Origin of the sequence: Kineosporia babensis (genome assembly GCF_021129305.1) — a bacterium.
GTDB lineage: Bacteria > Actinomycetota > Actinomycetes > Actinomycetales > Kineosporiaceae > Kineosporia > Kineosporia babensis.
This window is the reverse complement of sequence record NZ_JAJOMB010000008.1, coordinates 149,908-164,301: the sequence shown is the minus strand read 5'-3', so window position 1 is coordinate 164,301 and position 14,394 is coordinate 149,908. Positions and strand designations below refer to the sequence as shown.

11 protein-coding genes are annotated in these 14,394 nt (G+C 69.0%); 2 read left to right on the top strand and 9 right to left on the bottom strand.

The window, feature by feature from the left end; translation table 11 throughout:
* Positions 1–155: 155 nt before the first annotated feature.
* The 4 genes from LR394_RS16955 to LR394_RS16940 form a co-directional block, all read right to left on the bottom strand.
* Positions 156–296: a hypothetical protein gene (locus LR394_RS16955; protein ID WP_231442979.1), complete on the bottom strand. Its 141-nt coding sequence runs from the start codon at positions 294–296 to the stop codon at positions 156–158.
* 351 nt (positions 297–647) lie between these two features.
* The gene (locus LR394_RS16950; RefSeq protein WP_231442977.1) at positions 648–2,261 is read right to left on the bottom strand and encodes a sensor histidine kinase; all 1,614 of its coding nucleotides are present in this window, start codon (positions 2,259–2,261) and stop codon (positions 648–650) included.
* A gap of 6 nt (positions 2,262–2,267) precedes the next feature.
* The gene (locus LR394_RS16945; protein WP_231442975.1) at positions 2,268–2,975 is read right to left on the bottom strand and encodes a response regulator transcription factor; all 708 of its coding nucleotides are present in this window, start codon (positions 2,973–2,975) and stop codon (positions 2,268–2,270) included.
* Positions 2,976–3,059: 84 nt separating this feature from the next.
* Positions 3,060–3,482, bottom strand: coding sequence for a MarR family winged helix-turn-helix transcriptional regulator (locus LR394_RS16940; RefSeq protein ID WP_231442973.1), 423 nt, complete (start codon positions 3,480–3,482; stop codon positions 3,060–3,062).
* A 79-nt stretch (positions 3,483–3,561) separates the two neighbouring features.
* Between LR394_RS16940 and LR394_RS16935 the strand changes: the two genes are divergently transcribed.
* Positions 3,562–5,352, top strand: a complete 1,791-nt coding sequence (locus tag LR394_RS16935) for an ABC transporter ATP-binding protein (protein WP_269329290.1) — start codon at positions 3,562–3,564, stop codon at positions 5,350–5,352.
* Here the strand turns inward: LR394_RS16935 and LR394_RS16930 are convergent.
* Positions 5,342–6,517 (bottom strand): FAD-dependent oxidoreductase, encoded by a 1,176-nt coding sequence (locus tag LR394_RS16930; protein ID WP_231442971.1) that lies wholly within the window; start codon positions 6,515–6,517, stop codon positions 5,342–5,344. The genes LR394_RS16935 and LR394_RS16930 overlap by 11 nt on opposite strands.
* Positions 6,518–6,569: 52 nt before the next feature.
* Here LR394_RS16930 and LR394_RS16925 point away from each other — a divergent pair, with 52 nt between their 5' ends.
* A complete protein-coding gene (locus tag LR394_RS16925) occupies positions 6,570–7,145 on the top strand; it encodes a PadR family transcriptional regulator (protein ID WP_231442969.1) in 576 nt (191 codons plus the stop codon).
* Between the two features lie 4 nt (positions 7,146–7,149).
* On the opposite strand, the gene LR394_RS16920 is transcribed toward LR394_RS16925, so the two are convergent.
* From LR394_RS16920 to LR394_RS43005, 4 genes are read right to left on the bottom strand one after another with little or no spacing between them, the layout of a single operon-like run.
* A complete protein-coding gene (locus LR394_RS16920; protein ID WP_231442967.1) occupies positions 7,150–10,260 on the bottom strand; it encodes an ATP-binding protein in 3,111 nt (1,036 codons plus the stop codon).
* Positions 10,260–10,874, bottom strand: a complete 615-nt coding sequence (locus LR394_RS16915) for a hypothetical protein (protein ID WP_231442965.1) — start codon at positions 10,872–10,874, stop codon at positions 10,260–10,262. The genes LR394_RS16920 and LR394_RS16915 overlap by 1 nt, the downstream gene beginning before the upstream one ends.
* A complete protein-coding gene (locus LR394_RS16910) occupies positions 10,846–12,063 on the bottom strand; it encodes an McrC family protein (RefSeq protein ID WP_231442963.1) in 1,218 nt (405 codons plus the stop codon). The genes LR394_RS16915 and LR394_RS16910 overlap by 29 nt, the downstream gene beginning before the upstream one ends.
* On the bottom strand, positions 12,060–14,270 hold the full coding sequence (locus tag LR394_RS43005; protein WP_231442961.1) for an McrB family protein: 2,211 nt from the start codon (positions 14,268–14,270) through the stop codon (positions 12,060–12,062). Before LR394_RS43005 ends, LR394_RS16910 begins: the two co-directional genes overlap by 4 nt.
* Positions 14,271–14,394 lie beyond the last annotated feature (124 nt).

Sequence of the window (14,394 nt, the reverse complement as noted above, 5' to 3'; positions counted from 1 at the left end):
TCGTGGCCAGCTTGCTGACGAGTACTAGTTGACCCCCCGCCCCTCGGCGTTGGCTGCACCGCGTCTGTGAGAAAGCTGAGAACCGCAAAACGCAGGATGCCCCGGTCCAGAGACCGGGGCATCGTTGTTCGAACGCAAGCGTTCTAAGCGTCAGCTCACTCAGCGGCCGACATGGCGGCGGGGGCCTGGATCGGCCGGCCGTCGGCGTCGAGCCGGGTGCGACGGGGGTTGGCGACCGAGAAGCTCTTGGGAGCCTCGGTGTCGTCACCGTCCGGGGTGGTCGCGGTGTGGTTCATCTGCCCTCCTTCACAAAGGGTCGAAGGCTGTCGCTTCTACCGGACCAGGGTCGCGCAGTTGCGTGACTACCTGGTTTCGATCAGGGGAACGTCGCGTCACCGCCGAAAATGCCCGGCCGAAACCCGGAACTCCCCTGTACGGACAACTATATCTACGCAGGCCAGCCCGCAGGGGGCAACCTGACGAATTCATCCTGTGGGCGGTGTCACGCACAGGTGTCAATTTGCTGTCCAGACAGCGGGATGCGTGCTCGATGCGGTTGCGGACGGGCCGACGATGCCGTAGTGCACTCGGCCGCCCGTGAATCAACCATTCGGGCGGCCGGTGACTATAAGTGATGGACGGTCGTCTCAGCTAGACGGCTTGGCACTGGGTGCCGTGCCCGTTCCGTCCGCATCCGGGACGTCCGGCTCGTCGGGTGTGTCCAGGTCCAGGGCCTCGACCTCGGAGGCGACCGCAGTGGTGGCCAGCGGCAGCTCGACCCGGAAGGTGGCCCCGCCGCCGGCCGTGCTGGTCACCCCGACCCGGCCGTGATGCGAACTGATCACCGCCGCCACGATCGACAGGCCCAGGCCGGAGCCACCGCCCTGATGCCGGGCCCGGGAGGCGTCCACCCGGTAGAAGCGCTCGAACACCTTGGCCGCATGCTCCGGGGTGAGGCCCTCACCGTGGTCGCGCACCTCGAGCACGGCCACGTTCTCCCACTTGCCCACCGCCACTTCGATCGGCGAGCCGGACGGGGTGTGCCGCACCGCGTTGGCCAGCAGGTTGGCCACCACCTGGCGCAGCCGGTTGTCGTCACCGGTGACCACCGCGGGCTCGGGCCCCTGCTTGTCGCTGAGCCCGACCAGCCGCACCTGACGGTCAGGCGCCAGGCCGCGAGCGTCGTGCACCGCGTCACCGGCCAGCACGGCCAGGTCCACCGGCTCGCTGCGGGCCGGGCGCTGCTCGTCCAGGCGGGCCAGCAACAGCAGGTCCTCGACCAGCGTGCCCATCCGGCGCGACTCGTCCTCGATCCGGCTCATCGTCCGGGCCACGTCCTCCGGCTCGGAAACCGCGCCCTGCCGGTACAACTCGGCGAAACCGCGGATCGAGGCCAGCGGCGTGCGCAGCTCGTGCGAGGCGTCCGCGGCGAAGCGCCGGGTGCGCTGCTCGGAGGCCTCCCGGGAGCGGAAGGCGCTCTCGATCTGGGCCAGCATCCCGTTCAGCGACGTGGTCAGCCGGCCCACCTCGGTACTGGCCGGATGCTCGGGCACCCGGCGGGACAGGTCGCCCGCGGCGATCGCGGCGGCGGTCTCCTCGACCTCGGTGAGCGGCTTGAACGAGCGCCGGATGGCCAGCCAGCCCAGGCTCGCGAACATCGCGGTGACCAGCAGGCCGAAGATCACGATCAGGATCCGCAGCCGGTTCACCGCGTCGTCCACGTCGTCCAGCGGCAGCGCGATCTGCACGCTGCCGGTCTGGCCGGTGAGGTCGTTCTTCCAGCCGGAGGCGACCGCCCGCCAGGTGACCGCGCCGTCCTCGGAGGAGACGCTGAACACCTCGGCCTCGGTGGAGTTGGCCTGGTCGGAGGTCATCTCCACGAGGGCCGGGGCGGACGACTGGGGCGAGACGTCGTCGCCGATCCCGCCGCCGTCGTAACAGACCTTGATCGCGAACTCGGCCAGGCCCCAGCTCTGCGCCCGGTCGCTGACCCGGCGCAGGTCGTTGTTGACCGCGGAGGCGCCGACCGGCTGCAGACTCTGCTCCAGCTGCTTGTCGACCTTGCCCACCAGATAGTCCTTGAGCACGTACTGGCTGGCGAAACCGGTCAGCGCCAGGCCCGCGGCCAGCAGCACGACCATGATCCCGACCAGCCGGGCGCGCAGCGGGATGGCCTCCCAGCGCAGCCGGGTGCGCTCGACGAGACCGGGGGCGCGGGGCGCCGGGGTGGCGGGAGCCTCGGAAGGAAAGGTAGTAGTCATGACCGATCAGCTCTGCGGGGGAAGGCGCAGCACGTAGCCGACACCGCGCTTGGTGTGGATCAGTGGGGGCTCGACGTCGTCGATCTTGCGGCGCAGGTACGAGATGTACGACTCGACGATCCCCGCCTCACCGTTGAAGTCGTAGGCCCAGACGTGGTCCAGGATCTGCGCTTTCGACAGTACCCGGTTGGGGTTGAGCATCAGGTAGCGCAACAGCTTGAACTCGGTGGGGGACAGCTCGATCAGCCGCCCGGCCCGGCGCACCTCGTGCGAGTCCTCGTCCAGCTCCAGGTCGTGGAAGACCAGCCGGCCGCTCTCGGCGTCGGTGGCCACGCCGGTGCGGCGCAGCACGGCGCGGATCCGGGCGACCACCTCTTCGAGGCTGAACGGCTTGGTGACGTAGTCGTCCCCGCCGACGGTCAGGCCGGTGACCTTGTCGCCGGTCTCGTCACGGGCGGTGAGGAAGACCACCGGGATGTCCCGGCCGCGCTCGCGCAGCTTGCGGGTGACGGTGAAGCCGTCCATGTCCGGCATCATCACGTCGAGCACCACCAGGTCGGGCCGGTGCTGCTCGGCCAGGGCCAGCGCCTGGGCGCCGTCACCGGCCCCCACGACGTCGAACCCGGCGAAGCGCAGGCTGGTGGTCAGGAGCTCGCGGATATTCGGCTCGTCGTCGACGACCAGCAGTTTCGCCTCATAGGTCTTCTCAGCCACGCAGAAGAGAGTGCACCCGTTCTCTGGGAGATTCCTGTAAGCCCGCCGGACAACCCAGAGCGCAATTGTGGACGCCGGGCTCGCCTACGGGCGACGCAGCAGGCTGATGATCCGGGCCAGTTCGGTGCGGTCGGCCTCGTCCAGCCGGTCGAAGAACAGATCGGCCTCGGCCGCCCGGGCCCGCCGCACGGCCTCGGCCACTTCCTCGCCCTGAGGACTGAGGGTGACCAGGACGGCCCGGCGGTCGTCCGGGTCGGGGGAGCGCTGCACCAGAGCTCGTTCCTGGAGGGCGTCGACCACTTCGGTGCCGGAGCGGGGTGCGATCCGCAGGTGCTCGGACAGGGTGCTGATCCGCATGCTGCCGTGCCGCCGCAGCACGCCGATCGCCCGGGCCTGGGCCGGGGTGATGCCCAGCGGGCTGATGCTCTCGTGACTGCGGTGCCGCAGCCGGCGGGACACCGCCCAGAACGCCTCGGCCAGCGTCTCTTCGTCCTCCTGCGCACCCACCGGAATACCCTAGCCGAGAGTACGGTTGGAGCCTCATAGTGAGGTAACCTCACTATCTTTCGACCGCGGAGGTACGCCCTTGCCAAGGCCACCGAAACCACCCGAACCCACACCCGCCGAGCGGGCGGCCGAGCGCACCCAGGCCCAGGAGGTCTCGCTGCGCCGGGTCGGAGCGCTCTTCGCCGCCCACCGACGTCCGTTGTTCCTGGTCGTCGGCATCATCGTCGCCTCGTCCGCGGTCGGGATGGCCACCCCGTTCCTGCTGCGCGAGGTGATCGACGTGGCGATCCCGGAGCAGAACGTCCCGCTGCTGTCCGTCCTGGTCGCCGGCATGGTCGCGGTCGCCGCGGTGACCAGCGTGCTCGGCGTGGTGCAGACCTGGATCAGCACCCGGATCGGTCAGGAGGTGATGCACCGGCTGCGCACCGACGTGTTCGCCCACCTGCAGCGCCAGTCCGTCGCCTTCTTCACCCGGACCCGCACCGGCGAGGTGCAGTCCCGGATCACCAACGACATCGGCGGCATGCAGAGCGTGGTCACCACCACCGCCACCTCGATCGCTGCCAACCTCACCACCGCGATCGCCACCGCCGTCGCGATGATCGCGCTGTCCTGGAAGCTGTCGCTGATCTCGCTGGTCGTGATGCCGCCCGCGATCTACCTCAGCCGGAAGGTCGCCGCGCTGCGCCGGGCGATCACCGCGCAGCGCCAGCGCGCCCTGGCCGATCTGAACGTGACCATCGAAGAAGGCCTTTCGATCAGCGGGGTCCAGCTGAGCAAGACTCTGGGCGCCAGTCAGGCCCTGGTCGAGCGGTTCGCCGGCACCTCGCAGCGGCTGATCGAGCTGCAGCTGCGCTCCGACCTGGCCGGCCGCTGGCGGATGGCCTCGATGAGCATCATCTTCGCCGCCATCCCGGCCGCGATCTACCTCAGCGCCGGTCTGCCGGCCACCGCGGGCGGCATGACGATCGGCACCCTGGTCGCCTTCACCGCCCTGCAGCAGGGTCTGTTCCGGCCGCTGACCAGCCTGCTCAACGTCGGGGTGTCGATCACCTCGTCGCTGGCGCTGTTCGCCCGGATCTTCGAGTACCTCGATCTCCCCGTCGAGATCGAGGAGCCTGAAGAACCGGTGGACGTGGACCCGTCCAGGATCCGGGGCGACGTCCGGATCGAGGATGTCACCTTCACCTACACCGGCAACGACACGGCCGCGCTCGCGGGGATCGACCTGAGCATCCCGGCCGGGCAGACCCTGGCCGTGGTCGGCGAGACCGGTTCGGGCAAGAGCACTCTCGGTTCGCTGGTGGCCCGGCTGGCCGATCCGACGGCCGGCCGGATCACCATCGACGGCGTCGACCTGCGCCGGTTCCGGACGGCCGACCTGGCCCGGATCGTCGGGGTGGTCAGCCAGGAGACGTACCTGCTGCACACCACCGTGCGGGAGAACCTGCGCTACGCCCGGCCGGACGCCACCGACGAGCAGATCGAGGCGGCGGCCCGGGCGGCCCAGGTGCACGATCTGATCGCCTCTCTGCCGGGCGGTTACGACACCATGGTCGGCTCCCGCGGCCACCGGTTCTCCGGCGGTGAGAAGCAGCGCCTGGCCATCGCCCGCACCCTGCTGCGCGATCCGAAGGTGCTGGTGCTGGACGAAGCCACCAGCGCCCTCGACACCGCCACCGAGCGGGCCGTGCAGCAGGCCTTCGACGAACTGGCCAAGGGCCGCACCACGATCACCATCGCGCACCGCCTGTCCACGGTGCGCGACGCCGACCAGATCGCGGTGCTCGACCACGGCCGGATCGTCGAGACCGGTACCCACGAAAGCCTGCTCGCCCGCGAAGGCCGTTACGCAGCGCTCAGCGCGTGACCGGCTCCGCCCAGTCGATCCGGTAGTCGGTCATCCAAGCCAGCGCGGCCTCGCTGGCCCAGTGCTTCACCACGTAGGGCATCATCGCGTCCCGGAGGATCGCAGCGAACGGCCCGGCGGCCTTTCCGGAGCCGTTACGCCGCCCGGCCGCCACCACCTTCTCCACCCGGGACCGGCGGATCCGCTCGTAGGCGACGAAAGCGTCCTCAATCGAGGGAAGGTCACGCAGACAGCGGGCCAGGACCACCGCGTCCTCAATGGCCATCGAAGCCCCCTGGCCGGCCGAGGGCGAGGTGGCGTGGGCCGCGTCGCCGATGATCACCATCCGGTCGTCGTGCCAGACCGGGACCCTGGGAAAGTCGTAAGTCGTCCACGGAGCGAACAATTCGTCGGTCGCGTCGATGGCTGCGAGTGCCGGGCTGAGGTCTTCGGCGAACAGGTCCTTCAGCTCCTGGCGCCAGGCGTCCGGGGAGATCCGGGCGAGCGCTTCTCGTCCGGGATCGATCTTGGCCGGCGGATTGGCGAACCACCAGGTGCCGCCGTCCGGCGCGGTCAGCCAGGCGAAGAAGCAGCGTTTGCCGAAAATGAAATGGGCATCGCCCACTGCCCCACCAAGTTTCAGCGAAGGCGCGTAGCCCCCGGTGTTCAGCAGCCCGACGAAGCGCGCCTGCGGCGCCCTGGGGTCGAGCAGGACCCGGGTGCGCGAGCGCAGCCCGTCCGCCCCGATCAGCAGGTCTGCCTCGCTGAAGGAACCGTCCTCGAAAGCTGCGCGTACTCCGGAATCGGTACGTGAAGCGTCCGTAAGCCTTTTACCGTAACGAATCTCGATGCCCCGCCGCTCGGCCTCGGACCGCAATGTCTGGTACAGGTCGGAGCGGGACAGGGTCCGTGCTCGCATGCCGGTGCTGCCCAGCTCTTTTCCGGTTCGCCCGCTGCCCAGATGCATGCGCTTGGTGGGCATGCCCAGCGCGCCCACTACCTGGTCCAGGCCCAGCGGGGCCAGCGCAGCCAGCCCGTTGTCCTGGATCGTCAGGAAGGCCCCGATGCCGTCCGAGTTCGCTCCGTACGCCTCGTGGACGACCGGCCGGATACCTACTTCGTGCAGCGCGATCGCGGTCACCGTGCCCGCGATGCCCCCACCGATGATCACCGCTGTCTTAGTCATAAAATGACCATACACATTATGACTAGAAAATGACCAGGGATATCCTTGGGCAGTGCCTGCTCCTCGTCGTTCCGTTCTCGCGGTGGCCGTGCTCTCGATGCTGTCCGAGGCTCCGATGCACGCCTACCGGATGCAGCAGCTGATCAAGGAGCGGCACAAGGACGACGTGATCAACGTCAGCCAGCGCAACAGCGTCTACCAGACCATCCAGCGCCTGCTGCGCGACGGTCTGGTCGAGGTGGAGGGGGTGGAGCGGGCCGAGAACCGGCCCGAGCGAACCACCTACCGGATCACCGCGGCCGGGCGCGAGCTGCTGCTGGACTGGCTGCGCGACATGCTGGCCGAGCCGGTGGAGGAGTTCCCGCAGTTCCCGGCGGCGCTGTCGTTCCTTCCGAGCCTCGATGTCGAGGAGGCGGTTTCGGTGCTGGGTGTGCGGCTCACTCGGCTGCGTGAGCGGATCCAGGCGGTGCGGGGCGACATCGACTACGGGAAGACGTTTCTGGCGCCGGTCTTCCTGGTCGAGACGGTGTATCAGGAACGGTTGCTGCAGGCCGAGCTGCAGTACGTGGAAGAGCTGGTGGCCGACCTGAAGTCCGGGCGGGTCACCTGGCCCGCCCGGACCGAATAGTTTTTCAGCCGGCCTTTTTCCGGGAACGCTCGAGCACTTCGTCCGGGGTGAGCGGGCTGCGGGGGTGGTGGCTCAGGCACAGGAAGGTCTGGGTGAGCCGGAACGAGGTGCCCTCGGCGGCCAGGTAGAACTGGCCCGACTTCAGGCGCCCGATGTCCGGCACCTCCCCGCCCTTGTCCCGGGCCAGGCCACGGGCCGCCTCGATCTGGCTGGGGCTGTTCAGCAGGCCGAACAGCTGGGTGGTGGCGTTGCCGGGGATCCGGTTGTGCAGACCCTTGGGTGCCTGCGTGGCGAAAATTAGTCCCAGACCGTACTTCCGGGCCTGTGAAGCCAGGATCAGCGTGCTGTTGGTGGACGGGGTCAGGGTGCCGGAGGGGGCCACGGTCTGGGCCTCGTCCATCACCAGCAGACCACCCAGCGGACGGTCGCCGGCCGGGTTGCGCTTGAACCAGGCGAACAGGGCCATCTGCAGTTGGCTGATGAAACCCTGGCGCTGCTCGTCGTCGGGCAGGCCGATGAAGCTGATCACGGAGATCCGGGCCCGCTTGCCGGCCGCCGGCGTGAGCAGCACCTGCGGATCGACGGGCGTGCCGCCGCCCCCGAAGAGCGGGTCGTTGACCATTGCCGCGGTCAGGCTCTGGGCCATGTCGTAGGCCAGGTCGGCGGCCTTGTTGATGGTGCTGATGTACGGCGGCAACTCGGCGAGCAGATCGATGAAGGCCTCCAGCGATCCGCCGCCGTCCTTGGCGAACTGCTCCAGGGCCTGTCGCAGAACGGCTTTCTGACGTTCGGCCTTGGCCGTCGAGGCGGTGGCCCGGACCCGCGGGGCGAGGGTCGAGACCGCGACGTCGATGGCCAGCCGGAACTCGTCCGCGTCGTCCATCACGCTGGTGAAGTCGGGCAGCGGCTGGAAGGTCAGCGGGCGGCCGTTCTCCCGCAGCGGGGTCCAGACCACCACGTCGGTGTTGGCGAGGTACTCCTGCGAACGTTCCTGATCGCCCGGCTGCCAGGCCGCGGGTGGTTCCGGCCAGGCGTCGCCGAGGCGGGCCAGGTCGTTGTTCGGATCGAGGACGATCGCGGAGACACCCGCAATGGCGCACTCCTCGATGACCCGCCGGAGCAGGACGGTCTTTCCGGAGCCGGACCCGGCGAAGACGGCCATGTGCTTACGCAGCGATTCGAGGTCGATGCTGATCGGGCTGTCGTCTTCCTTGACCCGGCCGAACGAGATGCCGGAGGGGTCGAGGGCCGCCGGGGGCGGGGTGATCACCGGGATCGGGGCGGTGTCGTCGCTCGGCCTTACGGTTTTCGTCTTGCTCTTGGGCATAAGGGTCTTCAATGCGGTGCCGAACAGCGAGGTGTTGCTGGCCGGGCGGCGCTGGGCGAGCCAGGCCGGGAGCTCCGGATGCTGTTCCTTGAGCATCACACCCAAAGCATCGAGCACCTGCAGGTCTTCCAGCGAAACGGTCAGCTGCCGACCACCGGCGGCCTGGAACTGCTGCACGGCCTCCTGCGTTTTCGGGCCGGCCGACCAGGAGCCCTGGCGCAGAATGATCAGCTGGTTGCGGGAACCGCTGTTGCCCAGGCCGGCGGCGGTCATGGCGTTGCGCAGCCGGGAGAGGGCGCCGAGCGGGGCGTGGTCGGGGCTGATCGCGCGGAAGCTGTAGTGCTCCTGCAGGTCGTTGTCGAGGTCGATGACACGCTTGAACCCGGCGTGGGTCAGCGGTTTGGTGCTGGGCGGGGTGGTCAGACTGTACTCGGCTCCGGAAAAGCCGTTCTCGGTGAACCAGGCGGCGATGCCGGAGCGCAGCAGAGCCGGGACGGCCACGTCCTCGTACTGGCGGGTGAGTGCGCGTTCCACCTTGGCGGCGGCCTTGAGCTCGGCGAAACGCTGGTCGAGCGGGCTGGGTTTCGGTTTGCGGGGCGCTGGTTTGAGGGCCGGGGATCCCTTGAAGTTCTGCATCTCGCTGAAGGTGTCGGTGAGCAGGCAGTCCTGCGCGTGCTGGTCGATCTTCTGCAGCAGCTGCCGGGGAGTGAGGTGCACGGCCGAGTCGAAGGCGGTTTCGGCGATCGGCCAGATGGGTGAGGCGGGTTCGTAGCCGGCGCTTTTCAGGCAGGGTTCGACGTGGGCCACCGCGATGGCCCGGGCGATCTCGGGGGTGCGGATCACCGAGAGCGTGCTGCGGCGGAAGCGGTCGCCCACCGTGGTCTGGCCGATCTCTTCGGTCATCCGGCGCCAGGTGACGGGAAGGCAGACGACCATGACCAGGGAGCGCTGGGCCCGGCTCTGCAGATCCATCAGCCCGGTGGCGATGGCGGCGGCCGACGCCTTGCGCTCGTCGTCTCCCTGCAGGTCAGTCAGCGGTCCGTCGATCTGGTCGAAGGAGATCACGCTGTGCCCGACCAAGGCCAGCAGTTCGAAGATCAGCCCGGCGACGGTGTGGGCCGGTTGCTTGATCTGCAGCCCCCACGCGGCCCGGACCTCGGCGTCGAGCTCGTCGGTGGGCAGGAAGTAGGCCTTGGCGATGTCCTGTTCCTCGGCCCTTTCCGAGGCGTAGAGGGTCAGCGCCCGCGCGGTTTCGACCAGGGCTGGACGCAGCCTGAGCGAGGAGCTGAGCTTGCTGGTGAACATGTTCAGGATGGTCGGGGTGACCCGCCGGCCCTGCACCGCGTGCCGGAAGTTGCGGGCGATCGGGCCGGTCCTCTGTTCCAGCCCGGTCAGCAGGGTCTGCAACTGGGTGAGTTCGGAGCCCGGGTAGGCCCGCCACAGCCCGTCGAGCAGCGCCTGCACCACGTTGTCCCAGAAGGTGGCCCCGGTGGTCTGCTCGACTAGGAAGAAGAAGCCGTCCTGCCCCTGAACCTGCTCCCGCACCCAGCTCAGCATGTGGGTCTTGCCGGTGCCACCCTCGCCCTCGACCACCAGACCCAGCGGGCTGTTCTGCCGGGAACCACGAGCGTCCTCAATACCCCGAAGGATCTGTCCGGCAGCCACATTGTGGATCGCCGGGACGTAGTTCACCGCCGCGTTCCAGGCGTGCTGCGGGCTGACCACCCAGTTCAGCCGGAGCGCGGTGAGGGCCTGACGTTCCTGGTCGGTCATCGGTGTCGTGGCCATCAGATCTCCCGGATGCTGATCAGGTGCTTGGCCTTTCCACCGATGATGAGGGCGGCCGCTCGTTCGGCTTTGCTCTGGCCGGCCTGGTCGGCGTCGGGGGCGATGTCCACACTCGGGTCGTGCAGCATGGACAGCAGCACCGGGTCCACCGTGGCACGGGGGATGGTGGCCAGCCGCTCGCGCAGTTCGAGGAGTGAGATCCATTCACCCGGTGTCGGGGCCAGTTCGCGGTAGGCGGCCCGGATCTGGTCTTCTACCGAGAGTTTCGTGTCGCTGAGCCCGGCGAAGGTCAGATCGGCGGACCGCAGGAACCGGCCCAGCCGGTTCAGTTGCAGGTAGAGCACCCGGGTGCCGGCATCACTACGCGGGGGCGCCGTCGTGGACAGTTCTTCGGAGCACCGGGCCCAGCCCTTGTCGCTGAGCTCGTAGTGATAGACCCGCTTGACCGTCTGCGCCGTGAGCAACCCGGCCTTCACCAGCCGGTCCCGATTGGGCTTGTCGATGGTGAATCCCACGGCCGCCTTCAGGTCGGCGTTGGTGACCACCTCCTGGTCGAGCGCGCTCAGGGTGAACAGGATCAGGTGGTCACGCGGGGTGAGGCCGGGCTCCGACATTGCGCTGTACTCCAGAGGTGAGGGGAACGGGCAGATCAGCCGTCAGATGCACGGCCAGTGCGTCCACGGCGGCGAGAAGTTGTTGCGGGGGCAGACTGAGGTCGAGGGCGTGGCGTTCCACCCGGATACCGCTGCCGGTGAGCTCGTGCTGGGTGATTACCGAACTGCCGGTGCCGTCGGCGTAGACCAGGTGGGCCACCGGTACCGCCAGAGCCGAGCAGTAGCCCACCATCTGGTAGATGTCGGCGCGGTGGGCCTGCGCCCCGAACTTGTACTTGGCGTCGACGATCAGCCGCGGCCGGCCGTCCACCAGCCAGGTGAAATCCAGCTGGTAGCGCAGTTTCCGCCCGACATCCAGGTGGCCCTCATGCTTGGCCCGGGCCTGGCCCGGCACCCGGCCGGTCAGCGCCTGGCCGAGGGCCGCGGCCAGGAAGTTCTCGTAGATCACGTCCATCTGCGCCACGAATCCGAAGGCCGGGGTGCGCCCGGCCGCGAGGCCGGAGGCCGCATCGGCCAGGATCAGCCCGGCCAGTTCCAGCGCCTGGTGGTAGTGACGGTTGAGCCGGCTCGGGCGCCAGAGCGCAGCGCGGTCCGCGGTGACCTCGCCCAGAGTGCGCAGCAGCCGGCTGAGCCGGGCCCGGGAGCTGCTCGCCAGACCCGGCCAGCGCAGCACCTGTTCGGCGGCCGCCTTCAGCACCTGGTTCTCGGCGATGTCGGCCCCGAACCGGTCGTAACTGATCTCCACCGGCAGGGCTGCGCCGTACCGGGTCCGAAGCTGCTTGCTGGTCAGCAGTTTTCCCTTGGCCACCGAGTGCGCGGCGCTCACCCGCCGGTAGCCCTGGAGCAGACCCTGGCGCACGGTGTCCTCGGCGATCCGGGCGAAGGCGTCGGCCACAGCGGGCACGAACCCGGCCACCTCCTGCGTCCCGACTACCTCAGTGCTCCAGCCCACCGGCCGGGCCGCGTAGCCGAGCAGGAACAGCACATGGCCGATCGGGAGCTTGGGCTCGACCCGGACGGTCAGGTCGCCGTGCCGGACCATCCCGATCTTGGCGCCGGGACGCAGCCGGTAGCCGCCCCGGACCGCGGTGACGGTGACCAGCCGGCTCAGCACCGGCACGGCCTCGGCGTCGAGTTGCACCACCGGGCTGGCGCTTCCGTACTCGGTCAGGCTCAGGTCCGCTTTCACGGCGACGACAGCATCTGCTTCAGCGAGAACTGCTCCCGGACCTCCACCGGGCTCAGCTGCCCGTAGTGGTACTCCTCCAGCAGCGGGATGATCGAGGTGCTCCAGACCCGTTCCAGCCCGGCGAGGTCGTCCCCTCGGTACAGTTCGGTCCGCATGAAGTACGAGGGCCCGATCGCGGCCTCGTAGTCGTCGATGCGCTGGTTCAGGGTGTGCAGCAGGTCGGCGGCGGTCCCGGGCAGCCCCTTGTCCTGTAGCCAGCGCCGCAGCAGTCCCTGCACCGGCTCCTCCTGCGGATGCAGGCCGAAGAACGCGAAGCGCCGCCGCATCGCGGCATCGACCAGGGCCACCGAACGGTCCGCGGTGTTCATCGTGCCGATCAGGTACACGTTCTCGGGCAGGGTGAAGCTCTCGCCCGCCGAGTAGAGCAGTTCGACCGCCTCGTCCCGGTGCTCCAGCAGGAAGTACAGCTCGCCGAACACCGAGGCCAGGTTGGCCCGGTTCAGCTCGTCGATGATCAGCACGTACGGCCGGCCCGGGTCGCGCCGGGCCTGGTCAACCAGCCGGCGTAGCGGGCCCGGCCGCAGGTCGAACGTCATCGTGCCGCCCGCGCCGGCCCGGGGCCGGAAGCCCTCGAAGAAGTCCTCGTAGCTGTAGGCCGGGTGGAACTGCACCAGCTTCACGTTCTGCGGGTCACCGGTCAGGTAGGGCGCGAGTTCCTTGGCCAGATAGGTCTTCCCGGTGCCGGGCGGACCGTAGAGCACGATCTGCCGGCGCTCGGCCAGCACCTCGATCAGCTCGCGCAGCCAGGGCCGGGGCAGCAGCAGCCGGTCGGCCAGCGGTTCGGCTGCGGTGTTCAGGATCGCGGTGGGTGGTTCCTGCACCCCCGGATCCACCTCGACCTCGGTCTCCAGCAGCGGAAGCACCTCGGCCAGGTCCTGGGTGAGCTCGATGACGTCCTGCTGGGTACGCAGCCGGGCCTGGAGCGAACGCGACAGGCCGGTCACGTCGGCCGGGTTCTGCGGGTTCACCCACTCCACCGGCCGACGCAGACGGACCGGTCCCTCAGGCGGCTCGGAGTACTCGGCCGGACCGGTCACCCGGCCCAGGTAGAGCTCGAGGTTACGGGTGGTGACGACGATGTCGTCCGGCGACATCCGGTTCAGGAAGCCGTGGAACTCCTCCACCCGGTCCAGCCGCTCGCTGTAGCTGGTGAAGGCGTAGTCCGCCTCCACCTGGGCCTCGATCTCGGCCCGGGACATCCCGGGGAAAACCGGGGTCAGCTTGCCTGCGTCCACGCTGCAGTGACCCTGAGCGAGCCAGCTGTCCAGCTCGCCGACCCGGCCGCGAGCGGCCCGGATCAGCCAGGCCCGCTGCTGGGCCGAGCTCGGCGGCTCGGCCTCGCTCGCCGACTTGCGCCAGTGCACCGCGAACTCGGGTTCGTAGAACGAGATCACCCGGCCGGCCTGCGCCTCCAGCCGGTCCCGGATGGCCAGCAGGTCCCGGTCCACGTCGGGAGCCGGGACTCCTTCGACGAACGCGTCGCGGATGTCGAGCTTGTGCTTCTGGCTGACGATCGGCTCGAACGTGTCGGGAAAAGCCAGGTAGAGCAACAGATTGCGCATCGCCTGGGCGCCGTCGCCGTGATCGACCACGGACTTGAAGTGCCAGGGGTCCGACGCCGCCTGGCCACTGGCGGCCGCGGGCAGGCGCTTCCACTTCTGGACGAAGAGCGACAGCGAGCGCTGCTGTCGCCAGCCCTGCATCTTGAAGCCCATACCGACGTTGAACACGCCGCCGTCGCAGGCCCGCACCAGATCGGCGGGGATCGTCACCGGGGTGGGCAGCAGCGCCAGCAACTCCTCCACCCGCTCGCGCTTGGTGGTGGGCTTGATGTCCGCGGCCGGCAGCTGGATCAGATACTGGCACTCGGCCGCGAGCTGGATCGCCCCGGGCGAGGCCCGGCGGATCTTCTCGGCGAACCGGGCAGCGAAGTTCTTGGTGCCACCGCTGAGCGCCGCCTCGGTGACCTGGACCACCTCGTCGGCGTTGCGGGCGGTCCAGATCGCCTGCTCCGGGGAGAAGGCCGACCGGCCCTCGAGTAGGCCCCGCCGCAAGACCTGCCGGGCCGCCTCCAGCACCAACCTCTCGCCCCGCTCGTCCGAGCTGTGCAGGCGCTGCGGACGGGCCCCGATGGACTGTTGCGTCACCCCTACCCCCGGCCAGAGGAATCTGACCGGCCGTCCACCGGCGGTCACTACCTGTCGAATCAGGTTCGACTCTACTGAGCCGTCCGGGGCGAAGCAGTAAAAATGAGAAAGTTGTTACAACCAC

Bases quoted from the DNA above. Each gene is read 5' to 3' on its own strand.
- LR394_RS16955 (WP_231442979.1), bottom strand. From the start codon at position 296: ATGAACCACACCGCGACCACCCCGGACGGTGACGACACCGAGGCTCCC.
- LR394_RS16950 (WP_231442977.1), bottom strand. From the start codon at position 2,261: ATGACTACTACCTTTCCTTCCGAGGCTCCCGCCACCCCGGCGCCCCGC.
- LR394_RS16930 (WP_231442971.1), bottom strand. From the start codon at position 6,517: ATGACTAAGACAGCGGTGATCATCGGTGGGGGCATCGCGGGCACGGTG.
- LR394_RS16920 (WP_231442967.1), bottom strand. From the start codon at position 10,260: ATGGCCACGACACCGATGACCGACCAGGAACGTCAGGCCCTCACCGCG.
- LR394_RS16915 (WP_231442965.1), bottom strand. From the start codon at position 10,874: ATGTCGGAGCCCGGCCTCACCCCGCGTGACCACCTGATCCTGTTCACC.